Raw genomic sequence first — 13,768 nt, 5'->3', positions numbered from 1 at the left:
GGGCATCTTCGAATACATCGAGGTATTTTACAATCGCAGAAGAAGACACTCAGCGTTGGGGCAGGTCAGCCCAGTTGAGTACGAAAGTATGTAGTTATGTACTGTCTACTTTTTGTGGGGTACACCACGTTACTGGTTACCAAATAAAGCATTCGCATTAAAACACTCGCCAGCACTTTCCCTCTTTGTGTTGTGTGTCTCACTCTGCTTGAACATATTAATTTGAAACTTATAAGGTTATACACCATTCTTTATTTTAGGACGTCACTATAGGGCAAGCATTGGCCAATGAAAGGGATTATTTTCACCGAGTTCATGGAGTTAGTGGAAGAGAAATTCGGTCTTGATGTGTTAGACCAAGTTCTCGACCTTTCTAACGATGAAGGTGTTTACACCGCTGTTGGTAGTTACGATCACAAAGACTTGGTTAAGTTGATCGTGAATCTCAGTAAAGTATCTGGTGTTCCGCCCGAGCAACTACAAGAGGTGTTTGGAGAGTGCGTCTTTTTGAATTTACTTCGCTCCATTCCTAGTCACGCCAGTTTGCAACAGTGTGAAACGACGTTTCAATTTGTTCGCCATGTTGAAGACTTTATTCATGTCGAAGTTAAGAAGCTCTATCCTGATGCTAACCCTCCGCAATTTGATTTCATTAGTGAAAACCAATCCCAATTGGTATTTGACTACCACAGTGCAAGATGTATGTCTCACGTATGCTTAGGATTGATAAAAGGTTGTGCTGCACATTTTGGTGAGGTAGTTCATATCAAACATCAAAACCAGTCAGAAGATGGCAGCAAAGTACGTTTTTGGTTAGAGGTTCAATAAGAACAATATGACGGGAAGTTCCTCATTAGAAAGGAAACTCAAACGAGAAGTTGCATCAAGAAAAGCAGCTGAGCAGCTGTTGGAACAGAAAAGCTTAGAGTTATATGAATCCAACCAGCAACTCAGTGTTGCATTGAAAAAGCTGGAGCTGAAATCTAAAAAGGATCTTCGTAAGTTTGAGTTTGAAGAGCAAATTGATGCCACGTTGATTAAGTTTGGTCGTACTTTTTTATCGAGCACGTTCGATGAAGCAATGATAGCGAGCTTTATTGAGCAGCTCACTTCTAACTCGATCATTTCTGCGGCTTACTTGTTTCTTGACGCTACAAAGCTGAGCTCATTGCGTCGTCATCACTTTGGTCACTTACAGCTTCGTCATAACAACGAGATTTTCACCACTCCTAATTGGCAGGGAGAGAATTTGCATTTGCCAGTTATCATTGATGGGGAAACGGTTGGGGAGTTGATTTTCTCCGTGTTGCAAGATCAAATCGATCAGTCTTTTATTTCCAAACAGATGGAGCTCGTGTCTGACTTAGTTCATGGTGTTATTGGTCGACACTTAAGTTTAGAGCGAGAGGTCGAGCTGAGAAAGCGGGCTGAGGAATCAGAAAAAGCGACGAAGGAGTTTGTCGCCATGATTAACCATGAGCTGCGAACTCCTCTCAATGGCGTATTGGGTAGTGCGGAGTTATTGAGTCGAACCCAATTAGAAGAAGAGCAGCGTCAATACTTGAGCAATTTGACTCAATCAGGGGACTTATTGAGAGTTATCATTAATGATCTTCTTGATTTCAGTAAGATGAATGCCGGTATGATGGAAATCATACATAAAGTTTTTGCCTGGGAGGAGCTTGAAAAAGCCATCATGGGTGTATTTGCAGCTAAGGCTGCGGAAAAACGCATCCATTTCTCTATCGACAAAAAGCTGGGGATTCCAGAATTTTTAGTCGGTGACTTAGAGCGCATTACACAAATTTTGGTTAACTTGGTGGGAAACGCGATTAAGTTTACTCACTTGGGTGGCGTCGTGTTACGGGTGGAATGGCTTAACGGCACGGCTTATTTTGAGGTTGAAGACACTGGTATTGGCATCCCAATAAAAGCACAGCCGTCACTCTTTGATCCATTTGTCCAAGTTGATCGCTCGGCGAAACGCAGCTTTGAAGGCTCAGGTTTAGGTCTCGCGATTTGTAAAAACCTTGTGGATTTGATGCAAGGTCAAATTAGCTTTGAAAGTGAAGAGCGCAAAGGGACAACTTTTAAAGTTGCTATTCCTCTTGAGGAAGGGCAAGCACAAGGCACAGCAGAGGGGGAATTGGTCACCATAGAGCGAAGCGATTTAGCAGGACGCTCAATATTAGTGGTTGATGACATCAGAATGAATCAAGTCATTGTTACTCAAATGCTGAAAAAACTCGACATCACACCTGATTTAAAAGCCAACGGCAAAGAAGCATTAGAAGCGGTGAAAAGTAAAGACTACGAACTGATATTCATGGACTGCCGAATGCCAGAAATGGATGGCTATGAGGCGACGATGTATCTGAGAGAGCGTGGCTTTACTCATCCTATTATTGCATTAACCGCTGGCACTACCATCGAAGAGCGTCAAAAGTGTATTGATTCAGGCATGGACGACATCCTCACTAAGCCGTACACCGCAACCGATATCGAACAGATTATGTGTAAGTGGCTTGAGCAGTAGACGCTGCCTCTTAAAAAGTATGTTTGTTGGCCAACGGCTAAAAGCTAAAGTACATGCAAATAAAACACACAAAAAAACGCACCACACTGGATAATGCCGATCATTTAACGATGTTTTTTGGGTCATTCTAGCGAGCCTTGGCTAGACTAAGAATCTAGTAGCAGCACGCCGAGCGGATAATGAAACAAATTTGACCACAAAGTGCTTGAATAGAAGAACCTGTATCACGCTCTTTCGTCGCTGTGCAGGGTGATGAGATACAGAAATATGCCACTCGCTGTTAAATGAGCGGCATTATCCGTTCTGGAGGCGTTTTAGATTGTTTTCGTCAATAGCATTAAAGCGGCGTTGTGTGCTGTTGAAACCTACGATTGCAGCGCTGGCAAAATCTTTGAAAGCTTATCCAACGTTTCTTGATACTCAGAGGCGCAATCGCTATCTGCCACGACGCCGCCGCCAGCCCAAGCGTAAAGTTTGTTTTTTTCCGCTACAAGAGTTCGGATAGTAATGCTGGTGTCCATACGACCATGGCGTGAAATGTAGCCAATACTGCCGCAATACGCGCTGCGTCGATGCGGCTCCAGTTCTTCAATAATCTGCATTGCGCGAACTTTAGGTGCGCCCGTAATTGAACCGCCTGGAAAACACGCTCGCAGCAAATCCGCAGGAGCGTATTGTTCATCCAAATTTGCACGAATGGTGCTCACCAAATGATGAACGGCAGGGAAGCTTTCAATATCGAACAGCTTTGGAACGTGAACGCTACCCGGTGACGCAACTCGACCAATATCATTACGCAGCAAATCGACAATCATCAGGTTTTCTGCCTGATCTTTTTCCGCTGTCTGCAAGTCATGGGCATTAGCGTTATCTTGCTTTGGATCTTCGCTGCGTGGTCGAGTACCTTTGATTGGTTTTGTTTCAATGACGCGAGCTTTGAGCTCTAAAAAGCGCTCTGGAGAGATACTCAAAATCGAAGACTCAGGCATACGGATAAACGCTGAGAATGGCGCTTGGTTGGCGGACTCCAATTTCAGATACGCTTGCCACTCACTGCCTTGATACGGTGCGTTAAAGCGCTGCGCCAAATTGATCTGATAACAGTCACCGCTCAACAAGTATTCTTGCACCTGGTCAAAGCGAGTGGCGTAGCTCTCTTTCGTCATGTTTGACTGCCAAGCTCCAGACAAAGCGAAGTCAACGGTTTGTTCTGCTTTTTGCTCGTTTAACCATTGCCAAGCTTGCTCGATGTTCTGACCGACTAAGCATGCTTTTTTTAGCTGGTGGTCAACAACAACGGCCCATTCATACAGACCTACCGCCATATCCGGCGTGTTGAGGTCCTTTTCTGCCACTTCTGGCATCGTTTCTACGCGGCGACCTAAATCGTAACTGAAGTAACCGAGCGCACCGCCGACAAAAGGCAAATCCAATTCTTTATTTAACTCTACGTGAGGAAGCCACTGTTCTTGCAACTGATGAAGCAGCGCAAATGGGTCATCTTGAGTTGAATAGGCATTCGATGGTGTTTCAACTTGTGTGTTGTCGGCAGTGGTTTCTAACGTTGCAATTGGGTTGGAGACCAACACATCGAAGCGGCTATCGATATGCGTTTCTGATGCAGAACGCAGCAACATCGCCCAAGGCTGGTGTTGAATGCGAGAAAAAAGGTGAAGAGCAAACTCTGGTGCGTATTCCAACGCTTTAAAATCAATGAATTGATTGTCCATGTTGTTCATTTGTGTAATTTGTGACAAAGAGATCGTTCACTGCATGGCATGTCATGGGCAGCAAGAGTATCATATTCCTCTGTATAGCCAAACTCCCTCTATTCATAGGGTTTGAGATGGTTTACAAGTAGGCAACTTCAGCATTTCGTGTGTCGATATCAGCCGTTCGACAATTGTTTATAAAAAACGAAGCTCAAAAGAGCAATAAGCTCAACAAACACGATTGAAGCTAAGCCAATAATGGAAGCATAACTATAACGAGGCATGTAATGACGGTAATACGCAAGCAGGATGTGATCAGCAGTGTCGCTGATGCGCTACAGTATATTTCTTACTACCACCCGCTAGACTTTGTTCAAGCTCTTGAAAAAGCCTATCACCGCGAAGAGAGCCAAGCCGCTAAAGACGCGATTGCTCAGATCTTAATTAACTCCCGAATGTCCGCAGAAGGTCACCGTCCAATTTGTCAGGATACTGGTATTGTGACGTGTTTCGTCAACATCGGTATGGGCGTGCAATGGGATTCGACCGACATGACGGTTCAGCAGATGGTAGATGAAGGTGTTCGACAAGCGTACACGAACCCTGATAACCCGTTGCGTGCGTCAGTACTTATGGACCCTGCTGGTAAACGTATTAATACCAAAGACAACACGCCTGCCGTCGTACATATCAACATGGTTCCGGGCGATAAAGTTGAAATTCAGATCGCTGCGAAGGGCGGCGGTAGCGAAAACAAAACTAAGATGGTGATGCTAAACCCATCTGACGATATTGCTGAGTGGGTAGAAAAAACGCTACCAACAATGGGGGCGGGCTGGTGTCCTCCTGGCATGCTTGGCATTGGTATCGGCGGTACGGCTGAAAAAGCAGCGGTATTGGCAAAAGAATCTCTAATGGAACACATCGATATTCAAGAGCTTATTGACCGTGGCCCACAAAACGCAGAAGAAGAGCTTCGTTTGGATATCTTCAATCGCGTGAACAAACTTGGTATCGGTGCGCAAGGTCTTGGCGGTTTGACGACTGTTGTCGACGTTAAAATCAAAACTGCGCCAACGCACGCGGCTTCTAAGCCTGTTTGTTTGATCCCGAACTGTGCGGCGACTCGTCACTTACACTTCACACTTGATGGCAGCGGCCCAGCAGAGCTAACACCACCTAAACTAGAAGATTGGCCAGACATCACTTGGGAAGCGGGCGAAAATACGCGTCGCGTAAACTTAGACACAATTACTAAAGAAGAAGTACAAGAGTGGAAGACAGGCGAAACCGTTCTTCTATCAGGTAAAATTCTGACTGGTCGTGATGCTGCGCATAAACGTATTCAAGGCATGCTAGATAATGGCGAAGGTCTACCTGAAGGCGTAGATCTAAACGGTAAGTTCATTTACTACGTAGGCCCTGTCGATGCAGTTGGTGATGAAGTCGTTGGTCCTGCTGGCCCAACAACATCAACGCGTATGGATAAATTCACCGATATGATGCTAGAAAAAACCGGCATCATGGGCATGATCGGTAAAGCTGAGCGTGGCCCTGCAACGGTTGAATCTATTAAGAATCACAAAGCGGTTTACCTAATGGCTGTTGGTGGCGCGGCGTACTTGGTGGCGAAAGCGATCAAGAAAGCTCGCGTTGTTGCATTTGAAGATTTAGGTATGGAAGCGATTTACGAATTTGAAGTTGAAGATATGCCAGTAACAGTGGCTGTCGACTCAAATGGTGTTAACGCGCACCAAATTGGTCCAGACACTTGGAAAGTGAAAATTCAAGAGATGGAAGCATAAGGCAAAGGGCAATCTTGCTGCGTCTCAGTAGAGAGAATGTGACAAGGTGCTGATTTACCTAGCAAACAATTGACAAAAGTGCAGCGAAACCTGCACTTTTTGTCTATATAATTAAGGATATAAACCTTTAGGCATAGCAATCAAACGTTATGCTAACAATAATTAGGAGACGGCATGCCTCGTTTTATTCAGATTCTACAAATTATTCTTGCTGTAGTGATAGGTGGCTTTGTTGGCTATGACTTGATTCTTCACGGTATCAGCATCTTTGATGAAAAGTACGTGACCATCACATGTGTGTTGTGGCTGATTTTAGAAATCGCTCTATTTGTTATCTATAAGTTAATAGAAGACGACTAGGCTTAAAGAAAGCGGGTTCCTGTTTAACATAGTAATCAGCACATATAGAGTTACTAATGCTGTAGATTAAGTAAGCCTCTGAACCACTCAGGGGCTTTTCTTTTTTAACACAGCATTAAGCCGGATGTTTTGTTCATCTTTTATTAAGGTATATAAAGTTAAACTCATAGAATTCGGGATAGAACAGTATTCATAGATCGAAATTCGAAGTCGCTGACAACGTTGTTTTAAAGTGGAGTAAGATAAAGAAGCGTAATGAAGAGAATAAAGAAAGAAGTTAATGACTTTATCAACAGAGGTATGGACTCTAATGTTCGAATTGCTGTCACCGGACTTTCTCGTGCTGGTAAGACGGCATTCATCACGTCATTAGTGAATCAGCTTCTTCATACTGCAACCCATGACAATTTGCCTCTTTTGACTGCGGCTAGAGATAAGCGCCTTATTGGGGCGAAGCGTGAGCCTCAATCGAATATGATGGTGCCACGCTTTGCTTACGATGAGGCGATGAGCCAAATTCATGCCACTCCACCTCAGTGGCCAGTACCGACACGTGATGTGAGTGAGATTCGCTTAGCGCTCAAGTACAAACCAAATAAAACCACGAAAAAGCTGTTGAGTAAAACCGCAATTTTAAATGTTGATATTATCGACTATCCAGGAGAGTGGTTGCTCGACCTGCCTTTATTGGACATGGACTTTGCAACGTGGTCGCAAACTCAGTTTGATGCACTTAAAGGCCAGCGTGGCGATTTAGCCAAAGCTTGGCTTTCTGAACTGGAGAAAGTGGATCTCTTTGCAGAAGTGAATGAGAAACTACTTGAGAAAGTTGCACACACATACACAGAGTACCTTCATTCTTGTAAAGACGCTGGCCTTCATTGGGTTCAGCCTGGCCGCTTTGTATTACCTGGTGAGCTAGCAGGCGCGCCGGTGCTACAGTTTTTTCCGTGTCGTGCTGATTCGGAAAGCAAAGCGCCCAAGGGCAGTAACTTAGCGATGCTAGAAGCCCGTTTTCAGGAATACCAACAGAAAGTAGTGAAAGCGTTTTATAAGCATCATTTTGCGACCTTCGATCGCCAGATTGTACTGGTGGATTGTTTGCAGCCTCTCAATGCTGGTGATGAAGCGTTTTACGACATGCGCCAAGCGCTAGAACAGATCATGCATAGCTTCCGTTATGGTCGTAGTAGCTTTTTGCGTCGTTTGTTCTCACCAAAAATCGACAAAGTGTTGTTTGCTGCTACAAAAGCGGATCATATCACGCCCGATCAGCACCCAAATTTGGTGTCTCTGCTCCAACAAATGGTGCATCCAGCATGGCAAACGGCAGCCTACGAGAATATTGAGATGAGCTGCATGAGTATCGCTTCCATCCAAGCAACCACGACGGGGTTTATTTCCTCTGGAGATAAGACCATCCCGGCGTTACAAGGAACAACATTGGGTGGTGAGCCGATGACTATGTTTCCCGGAGAGGTGCCGAAAAAGCTACCAAATGCAGCTTATTGGCAAAACAACGGGTTTGATTTTACGTCGTTTCGTCCGATGCCCTCACCGAATGATGAGCCAGTGAAGCACATACGCTTAGACAAAGCACTGGATTACCTGATTGGAGATAAATTGAAATGAGTGAGTTGAAGCAAAAACAAGTTTTCTCTGAAAAGGTAATGGAAAAAGAGCAGCAATCGAATCAACCGGAGTTGACGGCGCAGCAAACATTCGGCGAAAAAGAAACATTTGTACCTGTTGAAGTTAAAGAAGCGCACCAGGAGACCGAACAGGAATTGCAACTCGAGCATGTCATTCGTCCAAAATCGGGCAGAAAATGGCTCGCGACTGGCGCATTTGCAACTTTTGCTGGTTTGGTTGGCTGGCAAGCGGTGGACTCGGTTATAACCGCAATTCAGGCTTCTGATTGGCTGGCCTTAAGCTGGACGGGGTTTATTGCTGCGATCGCTTCGCTTGGTTTAGGAGCTATGGGTAAAGAGCTTTGGAAACTGCGAAAACTACGAAATCATTTTAGTGTTCAAGAAGAAGCAGAAGCACTTGTTAATAGTGAGAGCGTTGGGAAAGGGAAAGCCTTTTGCGAAACCGTAGCAGAACAAAGTGGTGTGATGGCAGAGAATCCGGGCTTTGATCGTTGGCAGAACAGTATTAACCCTGCTCATAGTGACGCTGAAATTCTTGATATGTATGACTCGATGGTGGTGAGCCAACAAGACAAGTTGGCAACGAAAATCGTATCACAGCACGCAACCGAGTGTGCGGCCCTAGTCGCCGTGAGCCCTCTGGCTGCCGCTGATATGTTGCTGGTGGCTTGGCGAAATTTCAAAATGATCGACAACCTCTCCAAGGTATATGGGGTAGAGCTAGGTTATGCATCTCGCGTCAAGTTACTAAGAGCGGTATTTGTCAATATGGCGGCGGCTGGTGCCAGTGAGCTCGCTATTGATGCCAGTATGGATTTGATGTCGATGGATCTTGCTGGCAAAGTTTCTGCTCGTGCGGGGCAGGGACTCGGTGTTGGTATTCTAACGGCACGTTTGGGCTTGAAAGCGATGACCTTATTGCGTCCACTACCCTGGTATCCTGACCGTCAGGTTAAGTTAGGCACCATACGCAAGGCAGTGGCGGCGAAAGTTGCATCAATTACGATGAAACCGTAACGAATATCAACTTTGATGGATAGGATTGCTTGACGCCATTCCAAGCATGATAGAAACTACTGTCAACTTTTCCTGACAGTTGTGAATTGGGATATTTTAAGTGCGTCTTGAAGTCTTATGTGAAGATCGACTCGGCTTGACCCGAGAACTGCTCGATATTTTAGCGTCTAAAAGCATCGACTTGCGTGGTATCGAAATCGATATTAGCGGTATTATCTATTTGAATTGCCCAGATATTGATTTTGATACGTTTAGTGAGCTGATGGCTGAAATCCGCCGTATTCCGGGGGTGAAAGACGTACGTAAAATCCAGTTTATGCCGATGGAGCGCCACAATACGGAGCTGCTCTCGTTAGTTGATAACTTGCCCGATCCGGTTTTTGCCATTGATCTTAAAGGTGCCGTAGACATGGCAAACATGTCTGCACTTTCATTGCTTGGCCTTCACAAGCAAGAAGTGATTGGTACTCAAATCGGTGCTTTGTTACCAAGTGTTCGTTTCTCTCGTTGGTCTGAGGGTGTGAATGGCCGAACACGGGAAAACCTTGTGATTGATGGCTTGGACTATGTTCTAGAGTTGATGCCCGTTTATATCCGAGACGAAGCGCAAAACTCGACTCTAGCGAGTACTCTAATGACGATTCGCTCTAGTCAGCAAGTTGCCAGAATTGAAGAAGCGCTACCGCTGCATAATCCTCTGGGTTTTGAGCACTTTGTTGGTATATCGAACCGTCATAAAGCACTAATGAACCAAGCTAAGAAGCTGTCTGTGCTTGACCAACCATTGTTGATTGAGGGCGAAACGGGGACCGGTAAAGAAATGCTTGCTAAAGCTTGCCACAGCCGTTCTAGCCGTGCGAGCAAGCCATTCCTAGTTTTGAGTTGTGCTTCGATGCCTGACGATGTAGCAGAAACCGAACTTTTTGGTCATGCGCCGGGTTCATTTAATCATGAACAAGGCCACAAAGGCATCTTTGAGCAAGCAAATGGCGGGACGGTATTTCTTGATGAAATCGGTGAAATGAGTTCGCACCTTCAAATCAAGCTGTTACGTTTTCTACAGGATGGTAATTTCCGTCGTGTCGGTGCAGAAGATGAGATGCATGTCGATGTTCGTATCATCGCTTCAACAAAACATAACCTTGCCGAGCTTTCTGAAGCAGGAATGTTCCGTGAAGATTTGTATTATCGTCTCAACGTACTTACGCTCAGCATTCCTCCGTTACGTAAGCGCTCAAACGACGTTGCACCATTGCTTGAGTTGTTTGTGGCTAAACATGCTCAACAGCTTGGGATTGATAAGCCAGAGTTTGATGATGGTCTAGTTGATGCCCTTGCAAATTATCAGTGGCCAGGAAACATGCGCCAGCTGGATAACATGGTTCTTCGAGCGCTCACGGAAATGGATGGTGGTATACTAAACGCGGATCACTTCAATTTACCTCAACCTCAGTCAGTCGGCGCTGGTAGTGCAACGCTTAACATCGACGGTTCATTGGATGAGATCATGCGTGATTATGAATCTCAAGTTCTGGAACGTTTGTATCAGTCATTTCCATCAAGCCGCAAGCTTGCTAAGCGCTTAAATGTATCGCATACCTCAATCGCTAATAAACTGCGTGATTACGGTATACGTAAGAATTAATCGAATTGAACGAAAAGACGGAATTAATCATTTGTAATGGAAGATAACAGCTCATCTATCGCCGTTCATAAGTTGGACGGTGATTTGCTTCTTCGTACCGCTGAAATCGGTGACGCAGATATGATTGCCGAATATTTTCAAACGAACCGAGAATATCTGAAACCGTTTGAACCGAAACGTGAAGAGGCTTTTTTCTCAGTGAACGGTTGGTTGCAAAAGCTTATCAAGCTCAATGAGCTGCATCGAATGGGATTGGGGTATTATTGCCTTTTAGTCAGAGCCTCTTCGGGTGAAATGCTAGGTACGATATCCTTTAGTAGTTTGAGTCGTTTTCCTTTTTATTCTTGTAACGTCGGATATTCTCTCGCTGAAAAAGCGCAAGGGCATGGTTATATGCGTCGTGGATTAACCATGGCTTGCGACTACATGTTTAATGTTCAGAAACTGCATCGTATTCAAGCTGGCTACATGCCTCACAATAAACGCAGTGAATCTGTGCTAGAGCATGTAGGGTTCAACCGAGAAGGGTATGCAAAAGATTACCTTTTGATTAATGGTGAGTGGCAAGACCACGTTCTAACGTCGCTTATTAATCCGAATTGGCAGCCAGAAGGGCGATAGTATGGAACGATTGGAAAAGCAGTTAGCACTTGTAATCGAGCTCGATAAACTCAAAAGCATTTTGCGCCGAACTCGAGTTAAAAGTGCTGAAGGGCGCCTCGAAAATAGTGGTGAGCATAGTTGGCATGTCGCACTGATGGCAATATTGATGGAAGAGCATGCGAATGCACCTGTTGATATTTGCCGAGTGATGAAAATGTTATTGATACATGACGTAGTAGAGATCGACGCGGGCGATACCTTTGTTTATGATACTGCTGCGTCTCAAGAGCAAGCTGAAAAAGAAATTAGAGCTGCAGAGCGCTTGTTTGGTATGTTACCCAGCGATCAGGAGCAAGAGCTATTGGCGCTTTGGCATGAATTTGAAGCCGCGCAGACCGATGATGCTAAGTATGCAAAAGCACTCGATCGGTTAATTCCAATGCTCTTGAACTACCATAATAATGGTCAGAGTTGGAAGGAACATGGTGTCTCACGCGAACAAGCACTTACCATTAATAAACGAATTGAATTTGGCTCTGTTACCTTATGGGACAAAGCGAAAGAGTTGATTGAAGAAGCCACAGAGAAAGGTTGGCTGAAATCGTAATAAAGGAGACTGAATGTCTTATTTGCCTTTGGATGAATACCAAAGAAAATGGATTTTTACGCATCAGTCGATGCCTGTGCCAGAAGAAGATTTGGCTTTTATTAAGCCGATGAGCCAAGCCCGTTCAGCACAATTTTGGAAAGAAAATATCAGTGCTCAAAGCCCTGATATGGATAGACTTAGTTCCCAAGACTGGCCAATGAATGAGGCGAATTGGTCTGAAACTGTGGATTGGATGGCTGCGTGGGAGTCGGATGATCCTGACATGCCAGCGGAAGTTGAGACACATATCGATTGGCAAGACGATGTGACCGTTTACTTTTGCTACGAGAAGTACAATGTCATCGAAACGAAATGGTCTATTTTTAAAAAGCACTGGAAGAACTTTCTCTTTTATGATGATGGTCCGATACTAATAGGACGTCGCCGTTCGCAAGCACTTTGGTTTGACTCAAAAGGCAATGTGAAACTCGGTGTTCGTCAATAACGAGTTATAAAACAAAGCCACCTTTCGAGGTGGCTTTGTTTTTCTAAAGGCTGGATAATGGACTCAACACACCGCCAGCCCCGCGCTCGATAACGTGAGTATAGATTTGCGTGGTTTTTACATCAGTATGCCCTAATTGTTCCTGAACGGTTCTAATGTCTGCGCCAGATTCCAATAAGTGCGTGGCAAAACTGTGTCTTAGTGTGTGGCAAGTTACAGTTTTCTCAATGCTTGCGTCGCTTGCCGCGCGCTTTACTGCTCTTTGTATTGCGCTTTCATTGATATGATGCCTTCTCAATTCACCAGTGTCTCGATCTGCGCTTAACTTTGTTGATGGAAACAAAAAGTGCCAGTTAAAATCTAGCTCCGCTTTTGGGTATTTACGTCGTAAACCTTCAGAGATGTATACGCCCGCATAACCAGGCATGTGTCTATCTTTAAAGTAATAGTTTCTTGCTAAATTAACTTGAGCTTTAAGTGGTTCATGCAGTTCTTTGGCTAATGTGACTGTACGATTTTTACCTCCTTTTCCTTGCCAAACGCGAACTGCACCATAATCATAATCGATGTCTTGAACTCGTAAGCGTAAACATTCCATCACTCGAAGCCCTGAGCCGTAAAGCAGCTGAATATGGAGTCTATACCTCGGGTCGATATGCTGAACGAATCTTCGGATCTCCTCCCTGGTTAACACAACGGGAAGTTTCTTTTCGGTCAAGGATTTCTGAAATCTCATATCAAGTGATAGTGGGGTTTTGAAATAATCACGATATAAAAATGATATTGAGTTCAGCGCCAAAGCTTGCGTTTTTACCGCAACTTTTTCTTCTACCGCTAAGTAACTCAGAAATTGAATGACATCATCTTCTGCTAGTGTTGATGGGTGAGCAAGCTGGTGAAAAGTGATAAAGCGTTTTATCCAAAATAGATAACTTTCGATAGTTTTATTTGCATAATGACGAGTAAGCATGTGCTCTTTTACACTAAGTAAAAACTGACTTTTCATGATAAATTAACCTGTTTATTTATACAGTTCCCTTAATGTATCACCACTTTTGAAATTAGCGTGCTGTGCGCCGCCTAATTGCGAGCGCTACCACACATATTCATACTGTTTTTCTATTTGTTTCATATATATAAGTGCTACGATTGATAGCGCTTTTGATAAGAAAGAAGGCGGTAGCCTGCCAGAAAAACGGCAAATCGCCGTATAGAAAGCGTTAGCTTTCTAGAGGTTGATCACATAGATACCGATGATAAATAGGTCATTATTTCTTCTGATTGTATTAATTACTTTCGTCTATTTATCAACGGAATGAGAGCAATGAATAACGTCAGTCGTTT

The 13,768-nt window shown here is 44.3% G+C and carries 13 protein-coding genes; 11 read left to right on the top strand and 2 right to left on the bottom strand.

The genetic code is table 11. The features are described 5' to 3' along the window. From L3V37_RS23105 to L3V37_RS23095, 3 genes are all read left to right on the top strand, one after another. A partial coding sequence (locus tag L3V37_RS23105) for an IS3 family transposase (protein WP_193294083.1) occupies nucleotides 1–94 on the top strand: 94 nt, incomplete at its 5' end. A gap of 194 nt (nucleotides 95–288) precedes the next feature. Further along, nucleotides 289–828, top strand: coding sequence for a heme NO-binding domain-containing protein (locus L3V37_RS23100; protein ID WP_237307216.1), 540 nt, complete (start codon nucleotides 289–291; stop codon nucleotides 826–828). A gap of 7 nt (nucleotides 829–835) precedes the next feature. Further along, entirely contained in the window at nucleotides 836–2,536 is a 1,701-nt protein-coding gene (locus L3V37_RS23095) for an ATP-binding protein (protein ID WP_005376903.1), read from the top strand. Nucleotides 2,537–2,901: 365 nt separating this feature from the next. On the opposite strand, the gene pabB is transcribed toward L3V37_RS23095, so the two are convergent. Next, entirely contained in the window at nucleotides 2,902–4,266 is a 1,365-nt protein-coding gene (pabB, locus tag L3V37_RS23090; RefSeq protein WP_237307214.1) for an aminodeoxychorismate synthase component I, read from the bottom strand. Between the two features lie 269 nt (nucleotides 4,267–4,535). On the opposite strand from pabB, the gene L3V37_RS23085 reads away from it, so the two are divergent. The 8 genes from L3V37_RS23085 to L3V37_RS23050 all read left to right on the top strand — a co-directional run bounded on the left by L3V37_RS23085 (nucleotide 4,536) and on the right by L3V37_RS23050 (nucleotide 12,424). After that, nucleotides 4,536–6,053, top strand: a complete 1,518-nt coding sequence (locus L3V37_RS23085; RefSeq protein ID WP_237307212.1) for a fumarate hydratase — start codon at nucleotides 4,536–4,538, stop codon at nucleotides 6,051–6,053. 174 nt (nucleotides 6,054–6,227) lie between these two features. Beyond that, a complete protein-coding gene (locus L3V37_RS23080; protein WP_005376906.1) occupies nucleotides 6,228–6,413 on the top strand; it encodes a hypothetical protein in 186 nt (61 codons plus the stop codon). A gap of 255 nt (nucleotides 6,414–6,668) precedes the next feature. Continuing rightward, nucleotides 6,669–8,045, top strand: coding sequence for a YcjX family protein (locus L3V37_RS23075; RefSeq protein ID WP_213866474.1), 1,377 nt, complete (start codon nucleotides 6,669–6,671; stop codon nucleotides 8,043–8,045). Then, entirely contained in the window at nucleotides 8,042–9,082 is a 1,041-nt protein-coding gene (locus tag L3V37_RS23070; RefSeq protein ID WP_213915205.1) for a YcjF family protein, read from the top strand. The genes L3V37_RS23075 and L3V37_RS23070 overlap by 4 nt, the downstream gene beginning before the upstream one ends. Before the next feature lie 100 nt (nucleotides 9,083–9,182). Then, the gene (tyrR, locus tag L3V37_RS23065; protein ID WP_005376914.1) at nucleotides 9,183–10,727 is read left to right on the top strand and encodes a transcriptional regulator TyrR; all 1,545 of its coding nucleotides are present in this window, start codon (nucleotides 9,183–9,185) and stop codon (nucleotides 10,725–10,727) included. A 36-nt stretch (nucleotides 10,728–10,763) separates the two neighbouring features. Continuing rightward, nucleotides 10,764–11,348, top strand: coding sequence for a ribosomal protein S5-alanine N-acetyltransferase (gene rimJ / locus L3V37_RS23060; RefSeq protein ID WP_213894034.1), 585 nt, complete (start codon nucleotides 10,764–10,766; stop codon nucleotides 11,346–11,348). A 1-nt stretch (nucleotide 11,349) separates the two neighbouring features. Then, the gene (locus tag L3V37_RS23055) at nucleotides 11,350–11,937 is read left to right on the top strand and encodes an HD domain-containing protein (RefSeq protein WP_005376917.1); all 588 of its coding nucleotides are present in this window, start codon (nucleotides 11,350–11,352) and stop codon (nucleotides 11,935–11,937) included. A 13-nt stretch (nucleotides 11,938–11,950) separates the two neighbouring features. Then, a complete protein-coding gene (locus tag L3V37_RS23050) occupies nucleotides 11,951–12,424 on the top strand; it encodes a DUF2947 domain-containing protein (RefSeq protein WP_237307208.1) in 474 nt (157 codons plus the stop codon). Nucleotides 12,425–12,467: 43 nt separating this feature from the next. Here L3V37_RS23050 and L3V37_RS23045 read toward each other — a convergent pair whose 3' ends face one another. Then, on the bottom strand, nucleotides 12,468–13,430 hold the full coding sequence (locus tag L3V37_RS23045) for an integron integrase (RefSeq protein WP_017636093.1): 963 nt from the start codon (nucleotides 13,428–13,430) through the stop codon (nucleotides 12,468–12,470). Nucleotides 13,431–13,768: the final 338 nt, after the last annotated feature.

The organism is Vibrio sp. D54 (genome assembly GCF_021728075.1).
GTDB lineage: Bacteria > Pseudomonadota > Gammaproteobacteria > Enterobacterales > Vibrionaceae > Vibrio > Vibrio alginolyticus.
The sequence above is the reverse complement of the archived record's forward strand: the minus strand, read 5'-3'. Positions and strand labels throughout refer to the sequence as shown.

Bases quoted from the DNA above. Each gene is read 5' to 3' on its own strand.
- pabB (WP_237307214.1), bottom strand. From the start codon at position 4,266: ATGGACAATCAATTCATTGATTTTAAAGCGTTGGAATACGCACCAGAG.
- L3V37_RS23055 (WP_005376917.1), top strand. From the start codon at position 11,350: ATGGAACGATTGGAAAAGCAGTTAGCACTTGTAATCGAGCTCGATAAA.
- L3V37_RS23080 (WP_005376906.1), top strand. From the start codon at position 6,228: ATGCCTCGTTTTATTCAGATTCTACAAATTATTCTTGCTGTAGTGATA.
- L3V37_RS23075 (WP_213866474.1), top strand. From the start codon at position 6,669: ATGAAGAGAATAAAGAAAGAAGTTAATGACTTTATCAACAGAGGTATG.
- L3V37_RS23050 (WP_237307208.1), top strand. From the start codon at position 11,951: ATGTCTTATTTGCCTTTGGATGAATACCAAAGAAAATGGATTTTTACG.
- L3V37_RS23045 (WP_017636093.1), bottom strand. From the start codon at position 13,430: ATGAAAAGTCAGTTTTTACTTAGTGTAAAAGAGCACATGCTTACTCGT.
- L3V37_RS23085 (WP_237307212.1), top strand. From the start codon at position 4,536: ATGACGGTAATACGCAAGCAGGATGTGATCAGCAGTGTCGCTGATGCG.
- L3V37_RS23095 (WP_005376903.1), top strand. From the start codon at position 836: ATGACGGGAAGTTCCTCATTAGAAAGGAAACTCAAACGAGAAGTTGCA.
- L3V37_RS23070 (WP_213915205.1), top strand. From the start codon at position 8,042: ATGAGTGAGTTGAAGCAAAAACAAGTTTTCTCTGAAAAGGTAATGGAA.
- rimJ (WP_213894034.1), top strand. From the start codon at position 10,764: ATGGAAGATAACAGCTCATCTATCGCCGTTCATAAGTTGGACGGTGAT.
- L3V37_RS23100 (WP_237307216.1), top strand. From the start codon at position 289: ATGAAAGGGATTATTTTCACCGAGTTCATGGAGTTAGTGGAAGAGAAA.